The 21,018-nt window shown below is 62.9% G+C and carries 22 protein-coding genes; 14 read left to right on the top strand and 8 right to left on the bottom strand.

Annotated features, from left to right (window positions below):
• Positions 1-2 precede the first annotated feature (2 nt).
• Genes U0004_RS27730 through U0004_RS27720 form a run of 3 tightly spaced genes read left to right on the top strand, consistent with a single transcriptional unit; the run spans position 3 to position 3,084 of the window.
• Positions 3-1,034 (top strand): ABC transporter ATP-binding protein, encoded by a 1,032-nt coding sequence (locus tag U0004_RS27730; protein WP_034778812.1) that lies wholly within the window; start codon positions 3-5, stop codon positions 1,032-1,034.
• 19 nt (positions 1,035-1,053) lie between these two features.
• Complete coding sequence (locus tag U0004_RS27725; protein WP_231958487.1) at positions 1,054-1,998, top strand: nucleoside hydrolase; 945 nt, start codon at positions 1,054-1,056, stop codon at positions 1,996-1,998.
• 24 nt (positions 1,999-2,022) lie between these two features.
• Positions 2,023-3,084 carry an adenosine deaminase family protein gene (locus U0004_RS27720; protein WP_070254721.1) on the top strand — a complete coding sequence of 354 codons (1,062 nt, stop codon included), beginning with the start codon at positions 2,023-2,025 and terminating at the stop codon, positions 3,082-3,084.
• Here U0004_RS27720 and U0004_RS27715 read toward each other — a convergent pair.
• A complete protein-coding gene (locus tag U0004_RS27715; protein ID WP_070254720.1) occupies positions 3,081-4,466 on the bottom strand; it encodes a short-chain fatty acyl-CoA regulator family protein in 1,386 nt (461 codons plus the stop codon). The two genes, U0004_RS27720 and U0004_RS27715, sit on opposite strands and share 4 nt — an antisense overlap.
• 163 nt (positions 4,467-4,629) lie before the next feature.
• Between U0004_RS27715 and U0004_RS27710 the strand changes: the two genes are divergently transcribed.
• Genes U0004_RS27710 through mmsB form a run of 5 tightly spaced genes read left to right on the top strand, consistent with a single transcriptional unit; the run spans position 4,630 to position 10,149 of the window.
• The gene (locus U0004_RS27710; protein WP_070254719.1) at positions 4,630-6,132 is read left to right on the top strand and encodes a CoA-acylating methylmalonate-semialdehyde dehydrogenase; all 1,503 of its coding nucleotides are present in this window, start codon (positions 4,630-4,632) and stop codon (positions 6,130-6,132) included.
• 9 nt (positions 6,133-6,141) lie between these two features.
• Complete coding sequence (locus U0004_RS27705) at positions 6,142-7,302, top strand: acyl-CoA dehydrogenase family protein (protein ID WP_070254718.1); 1,161 nt, start codon at positions 6,142-6,144, stop codon at positions 7,300-7,302.
• Positions 7,299-8,084 (top strand): enoyl-CoA hydratase, encoded by a 786-nt coding sequence (locus U0004_RS27700; protein WP_070254717.1) that lies wholly within the window; start codon positions 7,299-7,301, stop codon positions 8,082-8,084. Before U0004_RS27705 ends, U0004_RS27700 begins: the two co-directional genes overlap by 4 nt.
• The gene (locus U0004_RS27695) at positions 8,077-9,219 is read left to right on the top strand and encodes an enoyl-CoA hydratase/isomerase family protein (protein WP_081345538.1); all 1,143 of its coding nucleotides are present in this window, start codon (positions 8,077-8,079) and stop codon (positions 9,217-9,219) included. The genes U0004_RS27700 and U0004_RS27695 overlap by 8 nt, the downstream gene beginning before the upstream one ends.
• Positions 9,220-9,246: 27 nt before the next feature.
• The gene (gene mmsB / locus U0004_RS27690) at positions 9,247-10,149 is read left to right on the top strand and encodes a 3-hydroxyisobutyrate dehydrogenase (RefSeq protein WP_034778800.1); all 903 of its coding nucleotides are present in this window, start codon (positions 9,247-9,249) and stop codon (positions 10,147-10,149) included.
• A gap of 186 nt (positions 10,150-10,335) precedes the next feature.
• Here the strand turns inward: mmsB and U0004_RS27685 are convergent, their stop codons facing one another.
• Complete coding sequence (locus tag U0004_RS27685) at positions 10,336-10,917, bottom strand: DUF4369 domain-containing protein (protein ID WP_070281775.1); 582 nt, start codon at positions 10,915-10,917, stop codon at positions 10,336-10,338.
• Between the two features lie 36 nt (positions 10,918-10,953).
• Positions 10,954-11,553, bottom strand: a complete 600-nt coding sequence (locus tag U0004_RS27680; protein ID WP_070254715.1) for a hypothetical protein — start codon at positions 11,551-11,553, stop codon at positions 10,954-10,956.
• A 244-nt stretch (positions 11,554-11,797) separates the two neighbouring features.
• Here U0004_RS27680 and U0004_RS27675 point away from each other — a divergent pair, with 244 nt between their 5' ends.
• Together U0004_RS27675 and hrcA are read left to right on the top strand one after the other, a co-directional pair.
• Positions 11,798-12,523, top strand: coding sequence for an HAD family hydrolase (locus U0004_RS27675; RefSeq protein ID WP_070254876.1), 726 nt, complete (start codon positions 11,798-11,800; stop codon positions 12,521-12,523).
• A 102-nt stretch (positions 12,524-12,625) separates the two neighbouring features.
• Positions 12,626-13,642, top strand: a complete 1,017-nt coding sequence (gene hrcA, locus U0004_RS27670; RefSeq protein WP_034778783.1) for a heat-inducible transcriptional repressor HrcA — start codon at positions 12,626-12,628, stop codon at positions 13,640-13,642.
• 48 nt (positions 13,643-13,690) lie between these two features.
• Here hrcA and fur read toward each other — a convergent pair whose 3' ends face one another.
• Positions 13,691-14,122 carry a ferric iron uptake transcriptional regulator gene (fur, locus tag U0004_RS27665; protein ID WP_034778781.1) on the bottom strand — a complete coding sequence of 144 codons (432 nt, stop codon included), beginning with the start codon at positions 14,120-14,122 and terminating at the stop codon, positions 13,691-13,693.
• Positions 14,123-14,317: 195 nt separating this feature from the next.
• Between fur and U0004_RS27660 the strand changes: the two genes are divergently transcribed.
• The 3 genes from U0004_RS27660 to U0004_RS27650 are packed head-to-tail and all read left to right on the top strand — an operon-like array spanning position 14,318 to position 16,117.
• Complete coding sequence (locus U0004_RS27660) at positions 14,318-14,953, top strand: outer membrane protein assembly factor BamE (RefSeq protein WP_070254714.1); 636 nt, start codon at positions 14,318-14,320, stop codon at positions 14,951-14,953.
• 19 nt (positions 14,954-14,972) lie between these two features.
• On the top strand, positions 14,973-15,782 hold the full coding sequence (gene dapB, locus U0004_RS27655) for a 4-hydroxy-tetrahydrodipicolinate reductase (RefSeq protein WP_070254713.1): 810 nt from the start codon (positions 14,973-14,975) through the stop codon (positions 15,780-15,782).
• Between the two features lie 8 nt (positions 15,783-15,790).
• Complete coding sequence (locus U0004_RS27650) at positions 15,791-16,117, top strand: barstar family protein (RefSeq protein WP_034778777.1); 327 nt, start codon at positions 15,791-15,793, stop codon at positions 16,115-16,117.
• A 42-nt stretch (positions 16,118-16,159) separates the two neighbouring features.
• On the opposite strand, the gene U0004_RS27645 is transcribed toward U0004_RS27650, so the two are convergent.
• Positions 16,160-17,407: a CaiB/BaiF CoA transferase family protein gene (locus U0004_RS27645; RefSeq protein WP_070254712.1), complete on the bottom strand. Its 1,248-nt coding sequence runs from the start codon at positions 17,405-17,407 to the stop codon at positions 16,160-16,162.
• On the bottom strand, positions 17,407-18,585 hold the full coding sequence (locus tag U0004_RS27640) for an acyl-CoA dehydrogenase (RefSeq protein WP_034778773.1): 1,179 nt from the start codon (positions 18,583-18,585) through the stop codon (positions 17,407-17,409). The genes U0004_RS27645 and U0004_RS27640 overlap by 1 nt, the downstream gene beginning before the upstream one ends.
• A gap of 160 nt (positions 18,586-18,745) precedes the next feature.
• On the opposite strand from U0004_RS27640, the gene U0004_RS27635 reads away from it, so the two are divergent.
• Positions 18,746-19,651 carry a LysR substrate-binding domain-containing protein gene (locus U0004_RS27635; protein ID WP_070254711.1) on the top strand — a complete coding sequence of 302 codons (906 nt, stop codon included), beginning with the start codon at positions 18,746-18,748 and terminating at the stop codon, positions 19,649-19,651.
• On the opposite strand, the gene U0004_RS27630 is transcribed toward U0004_RS27635, so the two are convergent.
• Complete coding sequence (locus tag U0004_RS27630; protein WP_231958488.1) at positions 19,648-20,049, bottom strand: VOC family protein; 402 nt, start codon at positions 20,047-20,049, stop codon at positions 19,648-19,650. The two genes, U0004_RS27635 and U0004_RS27630, sit on opposite strands and share 4 nt — an antisense overlap.
• 40 nt (positions 20,050-20,089) lie before the next feature.
• Positions 20,090-20,854, bottom strand: coding sequence for an AraC family transcriptional regulator (locus U0004_RS27625; protein WP_231958489.1), 765 nt, complete (start codon positions 20,852-20,854; stop codon positions 20,090-20,092).
• Positions 20,855-21,018: the final 164 nt, after the last annotated feature.

Raw genomic sequence — 21,018 nt, 5'->3', positions numbered from 1 at the left:
CCATGAGTTATCTGGAACTGCACAAGCTGAACCTCGGCTACGCCAAGAACACGACATCCGTGAAAGACCTGGACCTGCACGTCGAGCAGGGCGAACTGATTTCCCTGCTGGGCCCCAGCGGTTGCGGCAAGACCACCACCATGCGCGCCATCGCCGGCCTGATGCCGCTGCAGTCGGGCCGCATCGTGCTCGACGGCCGCGAAATCGGCAAGCTGGCGCCGAACAAGCGCAATATCGGCATGGTCTTCCAGTCGTATGCGCTGTTTCCGCATCTGAATGTATACGACAACATCGCTTTTGGTTTGCGCCTGCGCAAGGTGGCGCCGGCCCTGCTGAAAACGAAGGTGGAAGCCGTGATCGCCGCCGTCGGGCTGACGGGCTTTGAAACGCGCTTGCCGGCGCAGATGTCCGGTGGTCAGCAGCAGCGCGTGGCGCTGGCGCGCGCCATCGTCGTCGAACCGGCCTTGCTGCTGCTGGACGAACCGCTGTCGAACCTGGACGCCAAGCTGCGCGTGCAGATGCGCGCCGAGTTGCGCCGCATCCAGCGCGAACTGGGCATCACCATGCTGTACGTGACGCATGACCAGGAAGAAGCGCTGGCCCTGTCCGACCGCATCGTCGTCATGAACGGCGGACGCATCGAGCAGCTGGCCGCGCCGGAAGCCGTCTTCAATACGCCGTCAACACGCTTCGTTGCCAACTTCATGGGCTTTGAAAACCTGTTCGACTACCGCGACGGCGCGCTGCACCACGCGGGCGCCAGCCTGCCGTACACGTCTCCCGTTGCCGCCGGTACCACGGTGCTGGGCTGGCGTCCGGACAAGGTGCGCGTGTGCGCGGCCGACGACGCTGCGGGGCAATACCCGGGTACCGTGCTGGCGCGGGGCTTCCTCGGCGACACCGTCGAATACCTGCTGCAAACGCCGCTGGGCCAGGTCAAGGGCATTTGCGCGGCCGGCGGCGCCGCCTGGCGCGAGGGCACGGCCGTGTCCTTCGTGCTGCCGTCCGACAGCGCCCTGTGGCTGGGCGCCTGATTTCTGAATGGAAACCATCATGACCCAAGCCTTGAAAAAGATCTGGCTCGATACCGATCCCGGTTTCGACGACTGGCTGACGATGCTGCTCCTGGGCAGCAATCCCGGTATCGAGTGGCTGGGCGTAAGCGTGGTGGCGGGCAATGCGCCCGTCGACATCACCTACGACAACGCCTTGCGCATCAAGGCCCATGATGGCTTGACGGTGCCTATCTACCGCGGCTGCGAAGAGCCGCTGGCCGGCGTCATCGAAACGGCGCAGCGCATCCTCGGCGACAGCGGCATGCCCACCACTGGCGAGATCCTGCCGCCCGGCGAGGCCGGTGACGCTGCCGGCCACGCCGTCGACGCCCTGATCGCCGCCGTGCGCAAGCATCCCGGCCAGATCACCATCATGGCGATCGCGCCGATGACCAACCTGGCCACGGCTTTGAGCCGCGCGCCCGACATCGCGGAAAAAATCGTTGAAATCATCCTGATGGGCGGCTCGACCGACCAGGGCAACCACACGGCGGCGGCGGAATTCAATATCTATGCGGACCCGGAAGCGGCCGCCCAGGTCTTCCAGGCCGGCATCCCGCTGCGCATGTTCGGCTTGAACCTGTGCCGCCAGCTGCTGGTCACTAAACTGGAGGTGGAGCAGCTGCGCGCCATCGGCACGCCGCGCGCGCAGCGGCTGGCCGGCTACCTGGAAGCGTATGTGCGCATCCGCAGCGCCGACGGTTCCGTGCCCATGCCGATGTACGACCCGGTGGTGGCCCTGTACCTGGAAGCGCCGCAGCTGTTCCAGTTCCAGAGCGCCCACGTGGCCATCGAATTGACGGGCGAGCTGACGCGCGGCATGACGGTGTGCGAGTTCCGCGTGCCGCGCCGCGCCCCCATCAACACGCAGGTGGCGATGCTGGCCGATGGCCCGGCCGCCATTGAACTGCTGATGCAGCGCCTGGCCGGCATTCTCGCCTGATTCCCTCTTAACGAAACGAGCTTCATGTCTAATTCCCCCCTGAGCATTGAACAGTTTTTACGCGCCATGCCGAAAGTGGAGCTGCATTGCCACCTGTTTGGCACGGTGCGCCAGGCTACTTTCCGCGCGCTGGCCGCCAAGACGGGCAATGTCGTCACCCCCGAGGACATCGACGCGTTCTATACGCGCGGCGACAAGCCCGTCGGCGTGCTGCGCGTGCTGCGCGCGCTCGACGCGCACCTGATCGTCTCGCCGACGGACCTGTATTGCCTCGCCTACGAATACCTGGAAGACGTGCATGGCCATGGCGTGCGCTATGCGGAGTTCTTCTGGAACCCCACCGGCACCGTGCGCGTGTCGGGCATCCGCTATGACGCGGCGCAAGACGCCATCGTGGCCGCCATCCGCGATGCGCAGCGCGATTTCGGCGTGATCGGCCGTTTGATTCCCAGCATCGACCGCGAAGCCGCTCCCGCGGAAGCCGTGCAGATGGTGGAATGGATGAAGGCGCACCGCGCGCCGGAAGTCATCGGCATCGGCATCGACTACCGCGAAAACGACCGCCCGCCCGAGCTCTTCATCGAAGCCTACCGCGCCGCACGCGAGGCCGGCTTCAAATGCACCGCGCACGCGGGCGAATTCGGTATGCCGTGGATGAACGTGGCGACGGCCATCGACGAATTACAGGTGGACCGGGTCGACCATGGCTACACGATTGTCGATAATCCTCAACTGGCGCAGCGCTGCGTGGAGCAGGGCCTCGTGTTTACGGTGGTGCCGACCAATTCCTACTATCTGCGCACCCTGGCGCCCGAGCGCTGGGCGCTGGATCACCCGATCCGCGCCATGGCCAAGCTGGGCTTGAAACTGCACCCGAACACGGACGACCCGACCCTGCACCACGTGACGCCGACGGGCGCGTGGATGATGATGCGCGAATTCGGCTTCGGCCTGGACGACATGCGCGGCTTCATGCTGAATGGCCTCGATGCGGCCTGGATAGCCGAGAGCACGCGGCGCGACTGGCGCGCGGAATTCACGCGCGAATTCGACGCGCTGCGCGCCCGCGTGATCGACGAGTCCTAAGCCGATACGGGCGGCGGCGCCAGCAGCAAGGATGGAAACGCCCGCTGCGGACACGCCTGCCGCTCGCACACCTTGCAGCCCGTGCCGATCGGCGTGGCGCTGCTCGGGTCGTGCAAATCGAGCCCCTTCGAATAGATCAGCCGGTGCGCCTGCGAGATGTCGCAGCCCAGCGCCACGGCAAAGGTCTTGCCGGGAGCGCGGAAACCCGGCGATGCCGTGCTGACCTGGCGCGCGATCCATAAGTATGTGCAGCCGTCCGGCATGCTGGCCACTTGCGTCAGCACCTGGCCCGGGTGGCTGAAGGCGTCGTACACGATCCACAGGGGGCAGGTGCCGCCCACCCTGGAAAAGTGAAAGTCCGTGGCCGACTGGCGCTTCGAGACATTGCCGGCGCGGTCGACGCGCACGAAGAAAAACGGCAAACCCGCCGCATCGGGGCGCTGCATGGTGCTCAGGCGGTGGCACACGGCCTCGAAGCCCACGCCGAACTGGTGCGCCAGGCGCTCGATATCGTAGGCGCGCGTTTCCGCCGCCTGCAGGAAGCGTTGATACGGCATCAACAGGGCACCCGCAAAATAATTGGAAAACGCCAGGCGCGCGCTCGTTTGCGCAGCCGCACCGGAGAATCCCGCCGCCAGTACCAGGGCGTCGATCAGGTCGCTGTGCTCGAGCAAGCTGATTTGCGCCGCCATCTGGAAGGCGCGCTGGCCGCCCGTCAGGGTGTCGGGTAGCCACAATATCTGTTGCTGGGCGTCGTAGCGGTGCTTGCGCACCATGCCCGCGTCGCCATCGGACAGTTGCACCTTGACGCCGTGGCGCTCCAGCAAGCGGCCTTGCAGCGCATCGAGCGTGCGCAGGGCGGGATCGAATTCCCCGGCCACCAGCTCCGCCGCCCGGTCCAGTTCATCGATGTAGTTCTGCCGCCGGTTCAGGTATTCGCGCACTTCCTCGTCCGTGGACGGGGCCGCCGAACTGGCGCCGCGGCTGCCGTCGTCGAGACGCGCAGCCAGGGTATCGGCCCGTTCCGCCATGACCCGGTAGCGCCGCTGCAAGAGCAAAATCGAGCGCGCCAGCTCCGGCATGTTTTCCACCAGCATCTTGAGTTCCGCCATCGACGTGGGCGGCGCATCGGGCAATTCGCCGAACACGTCGCGCACGTCGGCTACCAGGCTGGCGCTGTCGTGTTCGGAAAAGATTTGCGGATCGACGCCCAGCACGGTGCCGATGCGCAATAAAATCGGCACCGTCAGCGGGCGCTGGTTGCGTTCCATCTGGTTCAGGTAGCTGGGTGAAATGCCCAGGGACTTGGCCAGCGCCACCTGCGTCATGCGCCGTTCCTCGCGCAGCCGCTGCAGGCGCACACCCATGAAAACCTTTGCCATCGCGTTTCCTCTTCCCCGGTTTGTGGAATCTGCAAATTTACAATCTTTGCAGATTAACAGATTCAGCTTTGCATTATCTCGCATTTTCACGCCTTGTTTGTGGCGGCTATTGTGCGAATAATGCAAACAGACCTATACCCACACCAGGAGACTTCGAGTGACCATGCAAAACGCTATTCCAACTGTTCCCCTCTTGATCAACGGCGAGTGGGTTGAATCCCAAACCACCGTCTGGCGCGACGTCGTCAACCCGGCCACGCAGGAAGTACTGGCCAAGGTGCCGTTCGCCACGCCGGAGGAAGTGAACGCCGCCATCGCCTCGGCCCAGCGGGCCTTCAAAACCTGGCGCAAGACGCCGATCGGCGCGCGTGCGCGCATCTTCCTCAAGCTTCAGCAACTGATCCGCGAAAACATGGCCGACCTGGCCGCCACCTTGACGATGGAGCAGGGCAAGACCCTGCTCGACGCGGAAGGCGACGTGTTCCGCGGCCTGGAAGTGGTCGAGCATGCCGCCAATATCGGCACCCTGCAAATGGGCGAATACGCGCAAAACGTGGCTGGCGGCGTCGACACCTACAGCGTGATGCAGCCGCTGGGCGTGTGCGCCGGCATTACCCCGTTCAATTTCCCCGCCATGATCCCGCTGTGGATGTTCCCGATGGCGATTGCCTGCGGCAATACCTTCGTGCTGAAACCATCGGAGCAAGATCCGCTGGTGACGGAAAAGCTCGTGCGCCTGGCCTTGCAGGCGGGTATCCCGGCCGGCGTGTTGAACGTCATCCACGGCGGCGAAGACGTGGTCAACGCCCTGTGCGACCACCCGGACATCAAGGCGATTTCCTTCGTCGGTTCCAGCAAGGTGGGCACGCATGTGTACCAGCGCGCCAGCCTGAACGGCAAGCGCGCGCAATGCATGATGGGCGCCAAGAACCACGCCGTCGTCTTGCCGGATGCAAATAAAGAACAGACCCTGAACCAGCTGCTGGGCGCGGGTTTCGGCGCCGCCGGCCAGCGCTGCATGGCGGCATCGGTGGCCGTGCTGGTGGGCGAAGCGCGCGAGTGGCTGCCGGAATTGTCGGCCAAGGCGCAAACCCTGACGGTGGGCGCGGGCAAGGACAATCCGGACCTGGGCCCCGTCATCTCGTGCGCGGCGAAAGAGCGCGTGTTCAGCCTCGTAGCCAAGGGCATCGAACAGGGCGCCGTGCTGACCCTCGATGGCCGCGACGTCAAGGTCGATGGCTATCCGAACGGTAACTTCGTCGGCCCGACGATTCTGTCCGGCGTGAAACCGGGCATGGTCGTGTATGACCAGGAAATCTTTGGCCCCGTATTGATCGTCGTCGAAGTCGACACGCTCGATGAAGCGATTGCCCTGGTAAACGCAAATCCGAACGGCAATGGCACGGCGCTGTTTACGCAAAGCGGCGCGGCCGCGCGCTACTTCCAGGAAGAAATCGACGTGGGCCAGGTCGGCATCAACGTGCCCATCCCCGTGCCCGTTCCCCTGTTCAGCTTTACGGGTTCGCGCGGCTCGAAACTGGGCGATTTGGGCCCGTTCGGCAAGCAAGTCGTGCTGTTCTACACGCAGACGCAAACGATCACCCAGCGCTGGTTCACGGACGCGGCCTCGGTGGGCAAGGTCAACACCACCATCAGCCTCAAATAAGGAGCTGGCATGGACTTTGAACTGAGCGACGAGCAGCGCGAGTTCCAGCAGGCGGCGCGCGCGTTTGCCGAAGGCGAACTGGCGCCGCATGCGGCCCATTGGGACGCGGAATCGATTTTTCCCGTGGAAACCATCGCCAAGGCGGGCGAGATGGGCTTTTGCGGCCTCTACACGCCGCAACGCTGGGGCGGCCTGGGCTTGAGCCGCCAGGATGCGGCCATCGTCTTCGAGGAGCTGGCCGGTGGCTGCACCTCGACCACGGCCTATATCACCATCCACAACATGGCTACCTGGATGCTGTCGCGCTGGGGGCAGGAAGCCCTGTGCGACGAATGGGTGCCGTCCCTGGCCGCCGGTCAGAAACTGGCCAGCTATTGCCTGACGGAACCGCAGTCGGGTTCCGACGCGGCCTCCTTGCGCACCAAGGCAGTGAAGGAGGGCGATTTCTACGTACTCGACGGCACGAAAGCGTTTATCTCGGGCGCGGGCCAGACGGACATGCTGATCGTCATGGCGAGAACCGGCGGCGAAGGCGCGGCCGGTATTTCCGCCTTTGCCGTGCCGGCCAATCTGCCCGGCATCGTGTATGGCAAGAAAGAAGAAAAGATGGGCTGGAACAGCCAGCCCACGCGCATCATCAGCTTTGACCAGGTGAAAGTGCCGGCAGCGAACTTGCTGGGAGCGGAAGGCGAAGGCTTTGCCATTGCCATGAAGGGCATCGATGGCGGGCGCATCAATATCGCCGTGTGCTCGGTGGGCACGGCGCAGGCGGCTCTCACGCGGGCGCAAGCGTACATGAAGGAGCGCACGCAGTTCGGCCGCGAGCTGGCGCAATTCCAGGCGCTGCAATTCAAGCTGGCCGACATGTTGACGGAACTGGTGGCGGCGCGCCAGATGGTGCGCCTGGCGGCGTGGAAACTGGACCAGGAAAGTCCCGACGCCACGGCATATTGCGCCATGGCAAAACGTTTCGCCACGGATGTAGGTTTTAATGTTGCCAACGATGCGCTGCAATTGCATGGCGGCTATGGCTACATCCGCGAGTATCCGCTCGAGCGCCACGTGCGCGATACGCGGGTGCATCAGATCCTGGAAGGGACGAATGAAATCATGCGCCTGATCGTCGCGCGAGCGATCTTGAAAGACGGCGCCACGGAGAATCTGCGATGACCAAAGTGTATACAAATTTGCTGCTGGAACGCCATGGCCATACGGCCCTGGTGACGCTCGACAACCCGCCCGCCCATACGTGGACCCAGGCCAGCCTGAACGCGATGACGCAACTGGTGGTCGACCTGAATGCCGACCCGGACGTGTACGCTCTCGTGATCACGGGCGGCGGCGCCAAGTTCTTCTCTGCCGGTGCCGATCTGAAGGTGTTTGCCGATGGCAACAAGGACACGGCGTTCGCCATGGCCGCCGCGTTTGGCGAGGCGTTCGAGGCGTTGTCCGCGTTTCGCGGCGTCAGCATCGCCGCCATCAATGGCTATGCCATGGGCGGCGGGCTTGAATGTGCGCTGGCCTGCGACATCCGTATTGCTGAAGAACATGCGCAGATGGCTTTGCCGGAAGCATCCGTCGGCTTGCTGCCGTGCGCGGGCGGCACGCAGCACTTGCCGTGGCTGGTGGGCGAAGGCTGGGCCAAGCGCATGATTTTATGTGGCGAACGGGTCGATGCGGCCAAGGCGCTGGCTATCGGCCTGGTCGAGGAAGTCGTGCCAACCGGCAAGGCTGCCGCCACGGCGCTGGCCCTGGCCGCCAAGGTGGCCCGTCAAAGCCCCAGCAGCGTGACGGCGTGCAAGACCCTGATCCAGGGCGCGCGCAGCCATCCGCTGGTCAATTCCCTGCCCGATGAACGCACCCTGTTCCTGGGCCTGTTCGATACGCAAGACCAGAAAGAAGGCGTGCAAGCGTTCCTGGAAAAACGTCCGGCGGAGTGGCGCAATGGCTGAAACCTTGGCTGAAAGTACCCTGATTGAAACTGTGAAAATCGAGGAACGCGACTGTCCCGGCGGCATGAAGCTGGGCGTCATCACCCTCGATGCGCCAAAGTCCTTGCATGCATTGACCCTGGACATGATCCGCGCCATCGATGGCGCTCTCGTGCGCTGGGCCAGTGACGCTGCCATCGCCTGCGTGGTGCTGCAATCGTCGACCGACAAGGCTTTCTGCGCGGGCGGCGACGTGCGCAGCCTGCGCACGGCCGTGGTCGAGCAGCCGGGCGTCGTGCCTAACCCGCAGGCGCTGGCCTTCTTTGCCGAGGAATACCGGCTCGACCACCGCATCCATACCTATGCAAAGCCGCTGCTGGTGTGGGGCGGTGGCATCGTCATGGGCGGCGGCCTGGGCCTGATGGCCGGCGCCAGCCACCGCGTGGTGACGGAAAGCACGCGCATCGCCATGCCGGAAATTACGATTGGCCTGTTTCCCGACGTGGGCGGCAGCTGGTTCCTGGGCCGCATGCCGGGACGCAGCGGCTTGTTCCTGGGTTTGACGGGCGCGCCATTGAACGCGGCCGATGCGCTGTTTGCGGGTCTCGGCGACTATTTCCTGCGCCAGGAAGAGCGCGCCATGGTGCTCGACGCGCTGGCACTGGCACAATGGCAAGCGAGTCCGCAGGCGAACAGCGAACAGCTGGACCGATTGCTGCGCGGCTTTTCGGCGCCAACGACGGTGCTGCCCGTCTCGGAAGTGCGCGCCAACTTCGACGCCATCGCCGCGCTGACGCAAGCGCCCACCTTGCCCGAAGTGGTGGCCGCCATTGCCGCGTATGACGGCGATTCGGCCTGGCTGCAAAAGGCGGCCCACTCGCTGGACAAGGGCGCGCCCACTTCGGCCGCTTTGGTGTGGGCCATGCGCGAACGCACGCGGCATCTGAGCCTGGCGCAAGTGTTCCAGCTGGAATTGATCGTTGCCGTGCAATGCTGCGCCCATGCGGACTTCAGCGAAGGCGTGCGCGCCTTGCTGATCGACAAGGACAACGCGCCGCAGTGGCAGCCGGCCAGCCTGGCCGACGTCAGCGCAGCGTATCTGGACGAGTATTTTGCCGCGCCGTGGACACAGCATCCATTGGCGGATCTACATTAAATAAAAGAATAACTGGAGACTTTCACCATGCAACATATCGCTTTTATCGGCCTGGGCAACATGGGCGCGCCGATGGCCCGCAACCTGGTGGCCGCCGGCTTCCACGTGTCCGTGTTCGACCTGGCGCCGGCGGCAGTGGCTTCGCTGGTCGAGGCGGGCGCCACGGCGGCTGCGTCCGCCAGCGCGGCCGTGCAGACGGCCGACGCCGTCATCACCATGCTGCCAGCCAACAAGCACGTGCAGGAACTGTACCTGGCGGCCGGTGGCGTGCTGGACTCGGCCAAGCCGGGCGCCTTGTTCATCGATTGCAGCACCATCGCCGCCGACGTGGCGCGCCAGGTGGCGCAGGCGGCCAGCGAGCGGGGCTTTGCCATGATCGATGCCCCCGTCTCGGGCGGCACGGCGGGCGCGGCGGCCGGTACCCTGACTTTTATCGTCGGTGGCAGCGAAGCGGCCTTGCAGCAGGCGCGGCCTTTGCTGGAGAAGATGGGCAAGAATATCTTCCATGCGGGCGAGGCAGGTGCGGGCCAGGTGGCGAAGATTTGCAACAACATGCTGCTGGGTATTTTGATGGCCGGTACGGCCGAGGCACTGAACCTGGGCGTGGCGCATGGCCTGGATCCGAAAGTGTTGTCCGACATCATGGCCAAGAGTTCGGGCCGTAACTGGACCCTGGAAGTGTACAACCCGTGGCCCGGTGTCATGGACGGCACGCCCGCGTCGCGCAATTACACGGGCGGCTTCGGAACGGCGCTGATGCTGAAAGACCTGGGCCTGGCGCAGCAGTCGGCCCTGTCGGCGAATGCGCCCACGCCCTTGGGCGGTCTGGTGCGCCAGCTGTACCAGATGCATGCGCAAGCCGGCTATGCGCAGCAGGATTTCTCCAGCATCGTGCAGATGCTGCAGCCGGGCTTGAACAAGCCTGCCTGAGGAATTTTGGACAAAAAAAAGCCCGCTGGTAAAAGCGGGCTAAATCCAATTCTTGGAAGAGTTGGAGGAGACAGATGCATTATGCTGCATCGCCACATATAACTCCAATTTATATTTTGAATATCAAATATAGATTTTCATGATATCTCTTCCCGGTAGCCGCCTGGCGGCTACCGTTGCCGCAACTTAGGCCGGATTGCAGGCGACCTTTACCGATGTCACATTCGCTTCGCCCATGGTGCCGCCGCCTGTGCCCGGCTGTACGACGCACAGCAGACCCTTCGGCTGCACGGAGACGCTGACGCCATAGGTATCGCCATAGGCGACGGAGCCGGCCATGGTAAAGGTCGTGGAGTCCTTGACCACTGTTGTTGTTGTACTACCGTTAATCAGCACCAGACCATCCACCGTCAGGCCGGAAATCGTGCCACCCACGGTATATCTGTTTTGCGCGCAAGCAACAGCGGCGCTGATAGTGAGGTAATGACCAGCCGAACCGGAACCACCGCTGATGCTGCAAGTCATGTGCGCCGGTTGCTGCTGGATGGTGATGTTGTAGTCGGTACCATAGTCGATGCGCTTGGCAAAGGTAAACGCTGTTTTCCCCGCAGGAACCGGCAGGGAGTCGCCGCTATTGACCAGGATCAGTCCTTCATTGTTCAAGCCTGAGATCGTGCCGCTGACATCATACGAGGCCTTGCCGCCGCAAGCGGCCAGTCCCAAGGTCAGCAGCAGTGCGGCGATAGGGCGCAAGCAGGATAACTTCATGTATTTCTCCAAAAAATAGGTGACGGATCGCAAGGATTACTGCGGCTTGCAGTCAAGTGTGGCTGCGGTCGTGGCGGCAGATCCCATCTTGCCGACCGTATCGCTGCCATCGGCACTGCTGGAACCCTGGAAGCGGCACGTCAGGCCCGTTGGCTGAGCCAGTATGGAAATGCCGTACGAGGCGCCGTCATCAACGCTTTTGAATTCGTAGGTGGTGGCGCCAGCCAGCAGGGTGGTGCCGTTGGGGCCCATCACCAGGCGCAAACCATCCGTGGTCAGGCCCGTGACCGTGCCGCTCAGCGGGTAGGCGTTGGTCTGGCAGTTCACCTGGGCTGTAGTCACGGAGTAGCTCGATGCCTTGCCGACGCCATTGATAATGGTGCAAACGGCACCCTTGGGCTGTTGTGCGATAGTGATATTGTAGCGGTCATCGTTCTTGACCAGCTTGGTGAAAACAAAGCTGGCCTGGCCCGCAGGAATTGGCAAGCTTTCCCCGTCATTCAAGAGAATCAGGCCATCTTTGGCCAGGCCGACGACTTGGCCTTGCAGATACAGGTTGCCGCCGCTGCCACCGCAGGCTGCCAGTGTGACGGCGCAAGCCGCCGCCAGCATCGAGCGCAGGTACAAATTTTTCATACATTCTCCAAAACGAATTAGGTTGGGTAGCGCAACGCGGACGCTGGCGCCGCATTGGAATGGCGCCTATTTTAGTCTATCTGGCAAGCTGAATGATCTTGCCTTGTATCACCCTGTAACAATTTTTCGCCGGGAAGCGCTGGCCCGGCCCCATTTCATGGAGGCGCAGCCATGCCGGCGGCGGCGATCAATGCGACAATAGAGGCAGGCTGCGCACTGTGGCGTGGCATCCACCGTGAATCCCATGTCCCTTGCCCCTGTAAAACCTGCCGTGCCGCCCAAGGCCATCCTGTTCGACCTCGACGATACCTTGTGGCCCATCGCGCCCGTGATTGCCGCTGCGGAAACCCTGCTGCACGACTGGCTGGCCACGCATGCGCCCAAGGTGGCGCAGCAGTTTTCCATCGAGGTGCTGCGCCAGCACCGCCTGGCCATGCTCCATGAACAACCGCATTTCCATGGCAACCTGATCGAGTTGCGCCGCGCGGGCTTGCTGGCCGCCTTCGAGGCGGCCGGCGAGGATCCTGTCCTGGTCGATGGCGCCATCGCGCAGTTCCTGGCTGCGCGCCATCGCGTCCAGCCGTATGACGACGTCTTGCCTGGCCTTGCCTGGATGGGCCAGCGCATGCTGGTCGGCTCGATTTCGAATGGCAATGCGGACCTTGACATTATCGGCCTGGCACAGCATTTTAAAGTCTCCATCGCCGCCAGCGATTTCGGCGTGGCCAAGCCTGACGCGAGCATCTTCCTGGCCGCTTGCGCCGCGCTGGGCGTGGCGCCGCATGAGGCCGTGTATGTCGGCGACGACTTGTATTTCGACGTCACGGGAGCGCAAGGGGCGGGCATGCGCGCCGTGTGGATGAACCGCAAGGGCAGCGACGCGCATCTGGCCGCCGGCGTGCAGCCCGACGCCATCTGCGCCAACTTCGATGAATTGCTGCTGTGGCTGCAGGGGCAACTGGAAGATTGATCGCCGCCGGGCGGGCGAACGTGCATAATAGGCGCTGTTGATGCACGTTCGGCCGCTTTCGTTGCCGCTTGCTTAACAACATACTTGCTTAAATAAAACACCATGCAACTCGATACACGTGCCCAAACACTGCTGAAAGCCCTGGTCGAGCGATATATCGCCGACGGCCTGCCGGTCGGTTCGCGCGCCTTGTCGAAAATTTCCGGCCTGGACCTGTCGCCGGCCACGATCCGCAACATCATGGCCGACCTGGAAGAGCTCGGTTATGTGTCCAGCCCTCACACCTCGGCCGGACGCATCCCCACGCCGCGCGGCTACCGCATCTTTGTCGATACCTTGCTGACCGTCCGGCACCTGGACGAGCATCTGGTGGAGTCGCGCATGCGCCTGCAGACGCCGCAACCGCAAAAAACCATCGCCAACGCGGCGCAGATGCTGTCGTCGCTGTCGCAGTTTGCCGGCGTCGTGCTCACTCCGCGCCGCGAATCCGTATTCCAGCAAATCGAATTCCTGCGCCTGTCCGAAAAACGCATCCTGCTCGTCATCGTCGCTCCCGGCGGCGACGTGCAGAACCGTTTATTGCTGACGGAGGCCGACTATACGCCGGCGCAACTGGTGCAATCGGCCAATTACATCAACCAGAATTATGGCGGCCTGTCATTCGATGCCGTGCGCGTGCGCCTGCAGGGTGAATTGCGCCAGTTGCGCGACGATATGGGCAGCCTGATGCAGGCGGCCGTGGAAGCGGGCAGCGAAGCGATGGCCGACCATAGCGATGACATGGTGATTTCCGGCGAGCGCAACTTGCTCAGCGTGAGTGATCTGTCATCGAATATGCATTCGCTGCGTCAGATGTTCGACATGTTCGAGCAAAAAACAGGTTTGATGCAGCTGCTCGATGTATCGAGCAAGGCGACGGGCGTGCAGATATTCATCGGCGGCGAATCGAACCTGGTGCCGATGGATGAGATGAGCGTGGTGACGGCGCCGTATGAAGTCAACGGCAAGATCGTGGGCACGCTGGGAGTGATCGGACCGACGCGCATGGCCTACGAGCGCGTCATCCCGATTGTCGATATCACGGCCAAGTTGCTGTCAAGCGCGCTCAGCCATCATTGATCGTACTGCCTGGCGCGCCAGCCGCCCCGTGGGAGCGGCCAGCTGTGGTCAGGCGGTTTTGTGCGGGCAAGCCGTCTTGATGCAGTTGCCATAGATGGCCAAGGCGTGTTCGGCGATCTTGAAGCCGCGCTCTTCGGCTACCTTTTGCTGGCGCACTTCGATGTCTTCGTCGAAGAATTCTTCGACCCGGCCACAGTCGAGGCACACCAGGTGGTCGTGGTGGGAACCTTCGTTGAGTTCGAAAATCGCCTTGCCGGTTTCAAAATGGTTGCGGTTGAGCAAGCCTGCCTGTTCGAATTGCGTCAGGACGCGGTAGACAGTTGCCAAGCCGACATCCATATTGTCGGCCAGCAGAATCTTGTAGACGTCTTCCGCGGTCAGGTGGCGTACCGGGCTACTCTGGAAGATATCGAGTATCTTCAGCCGTGGCAGGGTGGCTTTCAGGCCGCTTGCCTTGAGATCACTAGGATTGTTACTCATGTTTGTTGCTCGTATGTGGGTCAGGTGCTTTATCATATAGCGTTTTGTCGGGGAGTGCCAAAATATGCATTTTTTGGCGGGCCGGTCACTCCTGGCGTTTTGTTCATCCAATTGAGGTCATTTATGCGCGTAACACCGGCTGTATTGCCATCTCTCTGGCACCGTATTTCATTTCGAGCACCAGTCGTGGCAGGCATGGTCTGTGTCGCGCTGGCCATGTCCGGCTGCGCCAGCCGTGGCATCCTTGGCGAAAAGCCGGCGGCTGCTCAAAAAGAAGGCAAGGAACTGGTCCCCGAACAGGGCGCACAAACGACCACCATTACGCCGCTGCAAAAATTCATGTGGTTTTTCTCGCCCTACCGTCCTGACATTCAACAAGGCAACTTTGTCTCCGAAGAGATGCTGGCCCAGTTGAAAGTGGGCATGACGCGCGACCAGGTGCGTTTCGTCCTCGGCACCTCGCTGCTGACCGATATCTTCCATGCCGACCGCTGGGATTATCCATTCCGCCTGGCCCGGGGCAGTGGCGAAACCACCAGCAGCCGCGTGGTCGTGTACTTCGGCAAGGATGGCAAGGTTGAACGTTTCGAAGGCGGCAACTTGCCGACGGAGAAAGAATACATCGACCGTATCGCCGGCCCGTCGCCGTTCGCCAAGGTTGCCAAGGCTGACGTGCCTGCCGCCGCCGTGCCATCGCCCGTGGCGCCAAGCGCCGTGCCGGTGCCGGCCGATGCCGCGCCCGCCATTCCCGTGAGTAAGCCGGAAGTGACGCCTGCACCTGCCGCCGAGCCTGCACCTGCACCTGCACCTGCCGCCGAACCCACCAAATAAGTTGCTGTAAGAGAATAAAATGACTGAACTGAAAATCGCCATCGCTGGCGCCAGCGGCCGCATGGGCCATATCCTGATTGAAGCGGTCAGCAATGCGCCCGACGCCGTGCTGGCTGGCGCCCTCGACCGCGCCGGATCGCCTTCCGTCGGCCAGGATGCTGCCGCCTTTCTCGGCAAGCCTGCCGGCGTGCTGATCGCATCCGACCTGGCCATCGGCCTGGCCGGCGCCGATTACCTGATCGACTTCACGCGCCCCGAAGGCACTTTGCAGCACCTGGCCTACTGCGCCGAGCACGGCATCAAGATGATCATCGGCACCACCGGTTTCGATGACGCGGGCAAGGCCGCCATTGCCGCTGCCGCCGAAAAGACGGCCATCATGTTCGCGCCGAACATGAGCGTGGGCGTGAATGTCACCATGAAACTGCTGGAACTGGCCGCAAAAAGCCTGTCCGAAGGCTACGATATCGAAATCATCGAAGCGCATCACCGCTTCAAGGTCGACGCGCCGTCGGGCACGGCCCTGCAAATGGGTGAAGTGGTGGCCGGCGCCCTGGGCCGCGACCTGAAGGAATGCGCCGTGTACGGCCGCGAAGGCGTGACGGGCGAACGCGACCCGTCGACCATCGGCTTTGCCACCATCCGCGGCGGCGATATCGTCGGCGATCATACGGTGCTGTTTGCCGGCATCGGCGAGCGCATCGAGATCAGCCACAAGTCGAGCAGCCGCGTCACCTACGCCCACGGCGCCTTGCGCGCCGCGCGTTTCCTGGCCGACAAGCCGACCGGCCTGTTCGACATGCAGGATGTGCTGTCGCTGAAGAACTGAGGAAGACCATGGCCACTGCAATACTGAACGGCAAAGAGATTACCGACGCAGCGAGCTTTCACGCGCAATGCGTGCAAGCCTTCGGTTTCCCCGAGTTCTACGGCAACAGCATGGACGCCTGGGTTGATTGCCTCAGCTATCTGCGCGATGACGAAAACATGACGCAGTTCCGTTTGAAACCGAACGAAGTGCTCGACATTGTTGTGCAGGATGCGGAAGCAATGAAGGCGCAAGTGCCGGACTTGCTGGAAGAAATCACGTTCTGTATCGCCGGCATCAATGAGCGCTATGACGATTATGGCGAGAAGCCGGCGTTGAAGCTGGTATTGAAGTAGGTCGGATTAGCGCGCAAGCGCGTAATCCGACATACCCAACATTTACACGACCTTGCGTTCGCGCAAGCGGTCAATCTCCGCACTGTCCAACCCCAGCCACTGCTGCAGCACTTCGTCCGTATGCTGCCCCAGCAATGGCGGCGGCAAGCGGTATTGCACCGGCGAAGCCGACAGGCGCACGGGATTGGCCACCAGCGCCACCGTGCCCGCCGTGGGATGCGGCATTTCCACTTTCAAGCCACGCGCCACCACTTGTGGGTCGGCAAAGACCTGGTCGATGCGGTTGACGGGGCCGCACGGCACGGCTTGCGCCTCGAAAGCGCTGATCCATTCGGCCGTCGTGCGCATGACCGTGGTCTGGCGCATCAGGGGGATCAAGATCGCCCGGTGTGCCACGCGCTGCGGATTGGTGGCGAAGCGTTCGTCCTGCGCCCATTCCGGGTGGCCGGCGACGGCGCAAAAGCGCGAAAATTGGCCATCGTTGCCGATCGCCAAAATCATGTCGCCGTCGGCCGTGGGGAAGTCCTGGTAGGGCACGATGTTCGGATGGGCATTGCCCATGCGCTGCGGCACCTTGCCGCCGCACAGGTAATTGGCCGCCTGGTTGCCCAGCGCGGCTACTTGCACGTCGAGCAAGGCCAGGTCGATATGCTGGCCCAGGCCCGAGCGTTCCCGTTCGGCCAGCGCCGCCTGCACGGCGATCGTAGCGTACAGGCCCGTCAGGATGTCCGTCTGTGCCACGCCCACTTTTTGCGGACCCGCGCCCGGCTGGCCGTCGGGTACGCCCGTGATGCTCATCAAGCCGCCCATGCCCTGGATCAGGAAGTCATAGCCGGCGCGCGCCGCGTACGGCCCATCCTGGCCAAAGCCCGTGATGGAGCAGTAGACGAGGCGCGGGTTGAGTGCCAGCAAGCTGGCCGCATCGAGGCCGTATTGCTTCAAACCATCGAGCTTGAAATTTTCCAGCAGCACGTCCGCTTCGGCCGCCAGCTGGCGCACCAGGGCTTGCCCTTCCGGCGCGGCCAGGTCGATGCACAAGGAACGTTTGTTGCGGTTGGCGCACTGGAAATAGGCAGCCTCGGCGGTGTCGCGGCCATCTGCATCTTTCAGGTACGGCGGGCCCCAGGAGCGCGTGTCGTCGCCACGGCCCGGCTGTTCAACCTTGACGACGTCGGCGCCCAGGTCGGCCAGCATTTGCCCGGCCCACGGGCCGGCCAGCACGCGCGACAGGTCCAGCACGCGCAAGCCGGTCAGCGGCGCGGGCCGCAGGGTGGAAGCCAAGGCGTCCATTAGTTGAACGCGGCGATGCCGGTGATGGCGCGGCCGATGATCAGCGCGTGCACATCGTGCGTGCCCTCATAGGTGTTGACCACTTCCAGGTTGACCAGGTGGCGGATGACGCCGAACTCGTCGGAAATGCCGTTGCCACCCATCATGTCGCGCGCCATGCGGGCAATATCGAGCGCCTTGCCGCAGCTGTTGCGCTTCATGATCGAGGTGATTTCCACGGCGGGCGAGCCTTCATCCTTCATGCGGCCCAGGCGCAGGCAGCCTTGCAAGCCCATGGTGATTTCCGTCAACATGTCGGCCAGTTTCTTTTGCACTAGCTGGTTCGCTGCCAACGGGCGGCCGAATTGCTGGCGGTCCATCGTGTACTGGCGCGCCTTCAGGTAGCAGTCTTCGGCCGCGCCCAGCGCGCCCCAGGCGATGCCGTAGCGGGCGCTGTTCAGGCAAGTGAACGGGCCTTTCAAGCCGCGCACGTCGGGAAATGCATTTTCTTCCGGGCAAAACACTTCATCCATGACGATTTCACCGGTGATGCTGGTGCGCAAGCCGACCTTGCCGTGGATTTCCGGCGCCGACAAACCTTTCCAGCCTTTTTCCAGCACGAAGCCGCGGATCGCGCCTTCATCGTCCTTGGCCCAGACGACGAACACATCGGCAATGGGGCTGTTGGTGATCCACATCTTGGCGCCGGAGAGACTATAGCCGCCCGGTACCTTGCGCGCGCGCGTGACCATGCTGCCGGGATCGGAACCATGGTTCGGCTCCGTCAGGCCAAAGCAGCCGATGAATTCGCCCGTCGCCAGTTTCGGCAGGTACTTCTGCTTGGTTTCCTCGTTGCCAAAGGCATTGATCGGCACCATGACCAGCGACGATTGCACGCTCATCATCGAGCGGTAGCCCGAATCGACGCGCTCGACTTCGCGCGCGGCCAGGCCGTAGCAAACATAGTTCAGGCCGGCCCCGCCGTATTCTTCGGGAATGGTCGTGCCCAGCAAGCCCAGCTCTCCCATTTCGCGGAAAATGGCGGCATCCGTGCGGCCATGGCGGAACGATTCGAGGACCCTGGGCACCAGGCTGCCCTGGCAATAGTCGCGGGCCGCTTCCAGCACGGCGCGTTCGTCGCCCGTCAGTTGTTCTTCCAGCAGCAGGGGGGAATTCCAGTCGAATACGGTTTTGCTCATCACAGGCCTCGCAGGTGAGCGCCGGTGATCGGCGCAAGATTGAATATGGCTCATGGTAGGTTTTTGCCTAGCCTTGCGCAAACGATTTTTTCGCACCCAGACATGCGTGTTACGCATATCTTGCGGCATACTAGGGGCCTTTCACCGGCCGGATACTCCCATGTCACGCAAAATTCCCATGCTGCAAGCCCTGAACTGCTTCGAGGCGGCTGCGCGGCACCAGAGCTACACGCATGCGGCGCGCGAACTGTCGCTGACGCAAAGCGCCGTGTCGCGGCAGATTTCATCCTTGGAAACTTTTCTTAGCGTGCAATTGTTTCAGCGCACGCGCCATGGCGTGTTGCTGACCAGCGCGGGCGCCGCGTATGCGCGACAGATCGCGGCCCGTCTCGACGGCCTGGAGCGCGACACGCTCGACACCATGGCGCGCCAGGGCGGCGGCGGCGCCTTGCAGCTGGCCTCGGTACCCACGTTTGCCACGCGCTGGTTGATGCCGCGGCTGTCTTCGCTGGCGCAGCTGCACCCGGATATCGTCGTGCATATCGACGCGTACACAAAACCGTTCATGTTTGCCGATACGGAATACGACGGCGCCCTGTACGCGGGCACGCCCGAGCAATTGGCGCGCTGGCCCGGGACGCGCGCCACCTTGCTGATGCATGAAGAAATCGTGCCCGTTGCCAGTCCGCGCCTGCTGGCGGCGCGTAGCGCCTGGCAGCCGCAAGATTTGCTGGAACTGACCTTGCTGCAACAAAGTACGCGCCCGGGCGCCTGGCGCCAGTGGTTTGACGCCATGCAGGTCGAGGGAGAGGGGCGCGATGGAGCGCACTATGGCGCCCGTTATGAACTGTTTTCCATGCTGGCCATGGCGGCCGTGCAGGGGCAGGGCGTGGTCTTGCTGCCCCGCATGCTGGTTGAAGCGGAGCTGGCGCGTGGCGAATTGCGCATCGCATGCGAGCGCCCACTGCGCGGCCAGCGGGCGTATTACCTGATCACGCCTGAAACGGCGCATGAAAAGACGGCCTTGCAGCAATTGCGCGCATGGCTGCAGGGTGAAGCCGCCTAAACGACCTTGCCGGTATCGAAATGGGGATTGTCGATGAGGCCGATCTGGTTGCCGAACGGATCGAGCAATTCCACCGTGCGGATGCCGTCGCCCACGTCCGTGATCGGATGGTGCAGACTGCCGCCCAGTGCCACGATGCGCTCGACTTCCTGCTCGATGCCGTCCACTCCCCAGTACGTCACACTGCCTTGCGTGCCAGGCTGGCCGTCAGGCAGCAAGCCCAGTTCGAAGCCGCCGATGGCGAAACCGACATAGAACGGCTGGTCGAAGTAGGGCGTGGTATTGAATACCTGGCTGTACCAGGCCTTGGCCTTGTCCAGGTCGGGGACGGGATAGGTGACGGTGCGCAAGCCCTTGATCATGTTCTGCTCCTGGTAAATAAAGAATAACGCCATCATGCCACCGGCGCGCGCGTGGCGATTGTAAAAATGGAAGGTTTCAATGGTGGCGGTGCATAAGCCACGCCTCGGGCGAGCTGCGGGCGAAATCCTGGAAGTCGTGAATCAGGTGCGACTGGTCGAAATAGCCAAATTGCAAGGCGACTTGCGCCCAGTCCGGCTGTCCCGCCAGGCTTGTCAGCCCTTGGCTGGCTGCGCGAAAGCGGCAGATACGGGCAAACAGCTTGGGGCTGATGCCCACTTGCTGGCGAAATTGCAGCGCCAGGTGCTGGCGCGACACGCCCAGTTGCCGCGCCAGGCCATCCACGCGCACCTGGCCGCATGCGCGCTCGATGGCCGCGATGGCATGTTCGGCTGCGCCGGGTTGGCGCCGTGGCGGCACGGTGCGCAGGCGCAGCAGCAGATAGTCTTGCAGAATAGAAATTCTTTGCGCATTGGACAAGGGCTCGCTCCACAGGGCGTCAGCCAGACGCGCCGCCAGTTCGCGGCCCCACAGCTGCTGCAATCCCGTGCGGCCATCGCTGAGTTCACACAAGGGAAGCTGGAAGAAGCGGGCCGCCGCGCCCGGCTTGAAGCGGGCCGCCACCGTTTGCACGAGGCTCTGGCTGACGACGGCGATCGGCGCCGTCATCATGCCGACGGCAAAGCTGGCATCCTGCTGGTCCTGGCACAGGATGTCGATGCAATTGTCGGGCAAGACCTGGTGCGTCAGGGGCGTGGCGCCCGTTTGCACACGGCACGTCCAGACGCAGTCCAGCCAGGGCCGCAGGGCGGGGATGGGCGGATATTCCTGGTAGACGATCATGGCCGGACTTGAGGTAAAGAAGAATATTGTTGCATATGTATTGTTGCATACGACATAGCATAATTGTGCGCCCGTCAAAATATGCGAGACCGGGCCGCCAGCGCGCCGCGCTATCGGGCGGCGACAACCAGTATAATGCTCGGTTCATATCCACTATTGGCCGC

This window comes from Janthinobacterium lividum, assembly GCF_034424625.1.
Classification (GTDB): Bacteria; Pseudomonadota; Gammaproteobacteria; order Burkholderiales; family Burkholderiaceae_D; genus Janthinobacterium; species Janthinobacterium lividum.
Note: the sequence above shows the minus strand (reverse complement) of the source record. Positions and strands in the feature narration are given on the sequence as shown.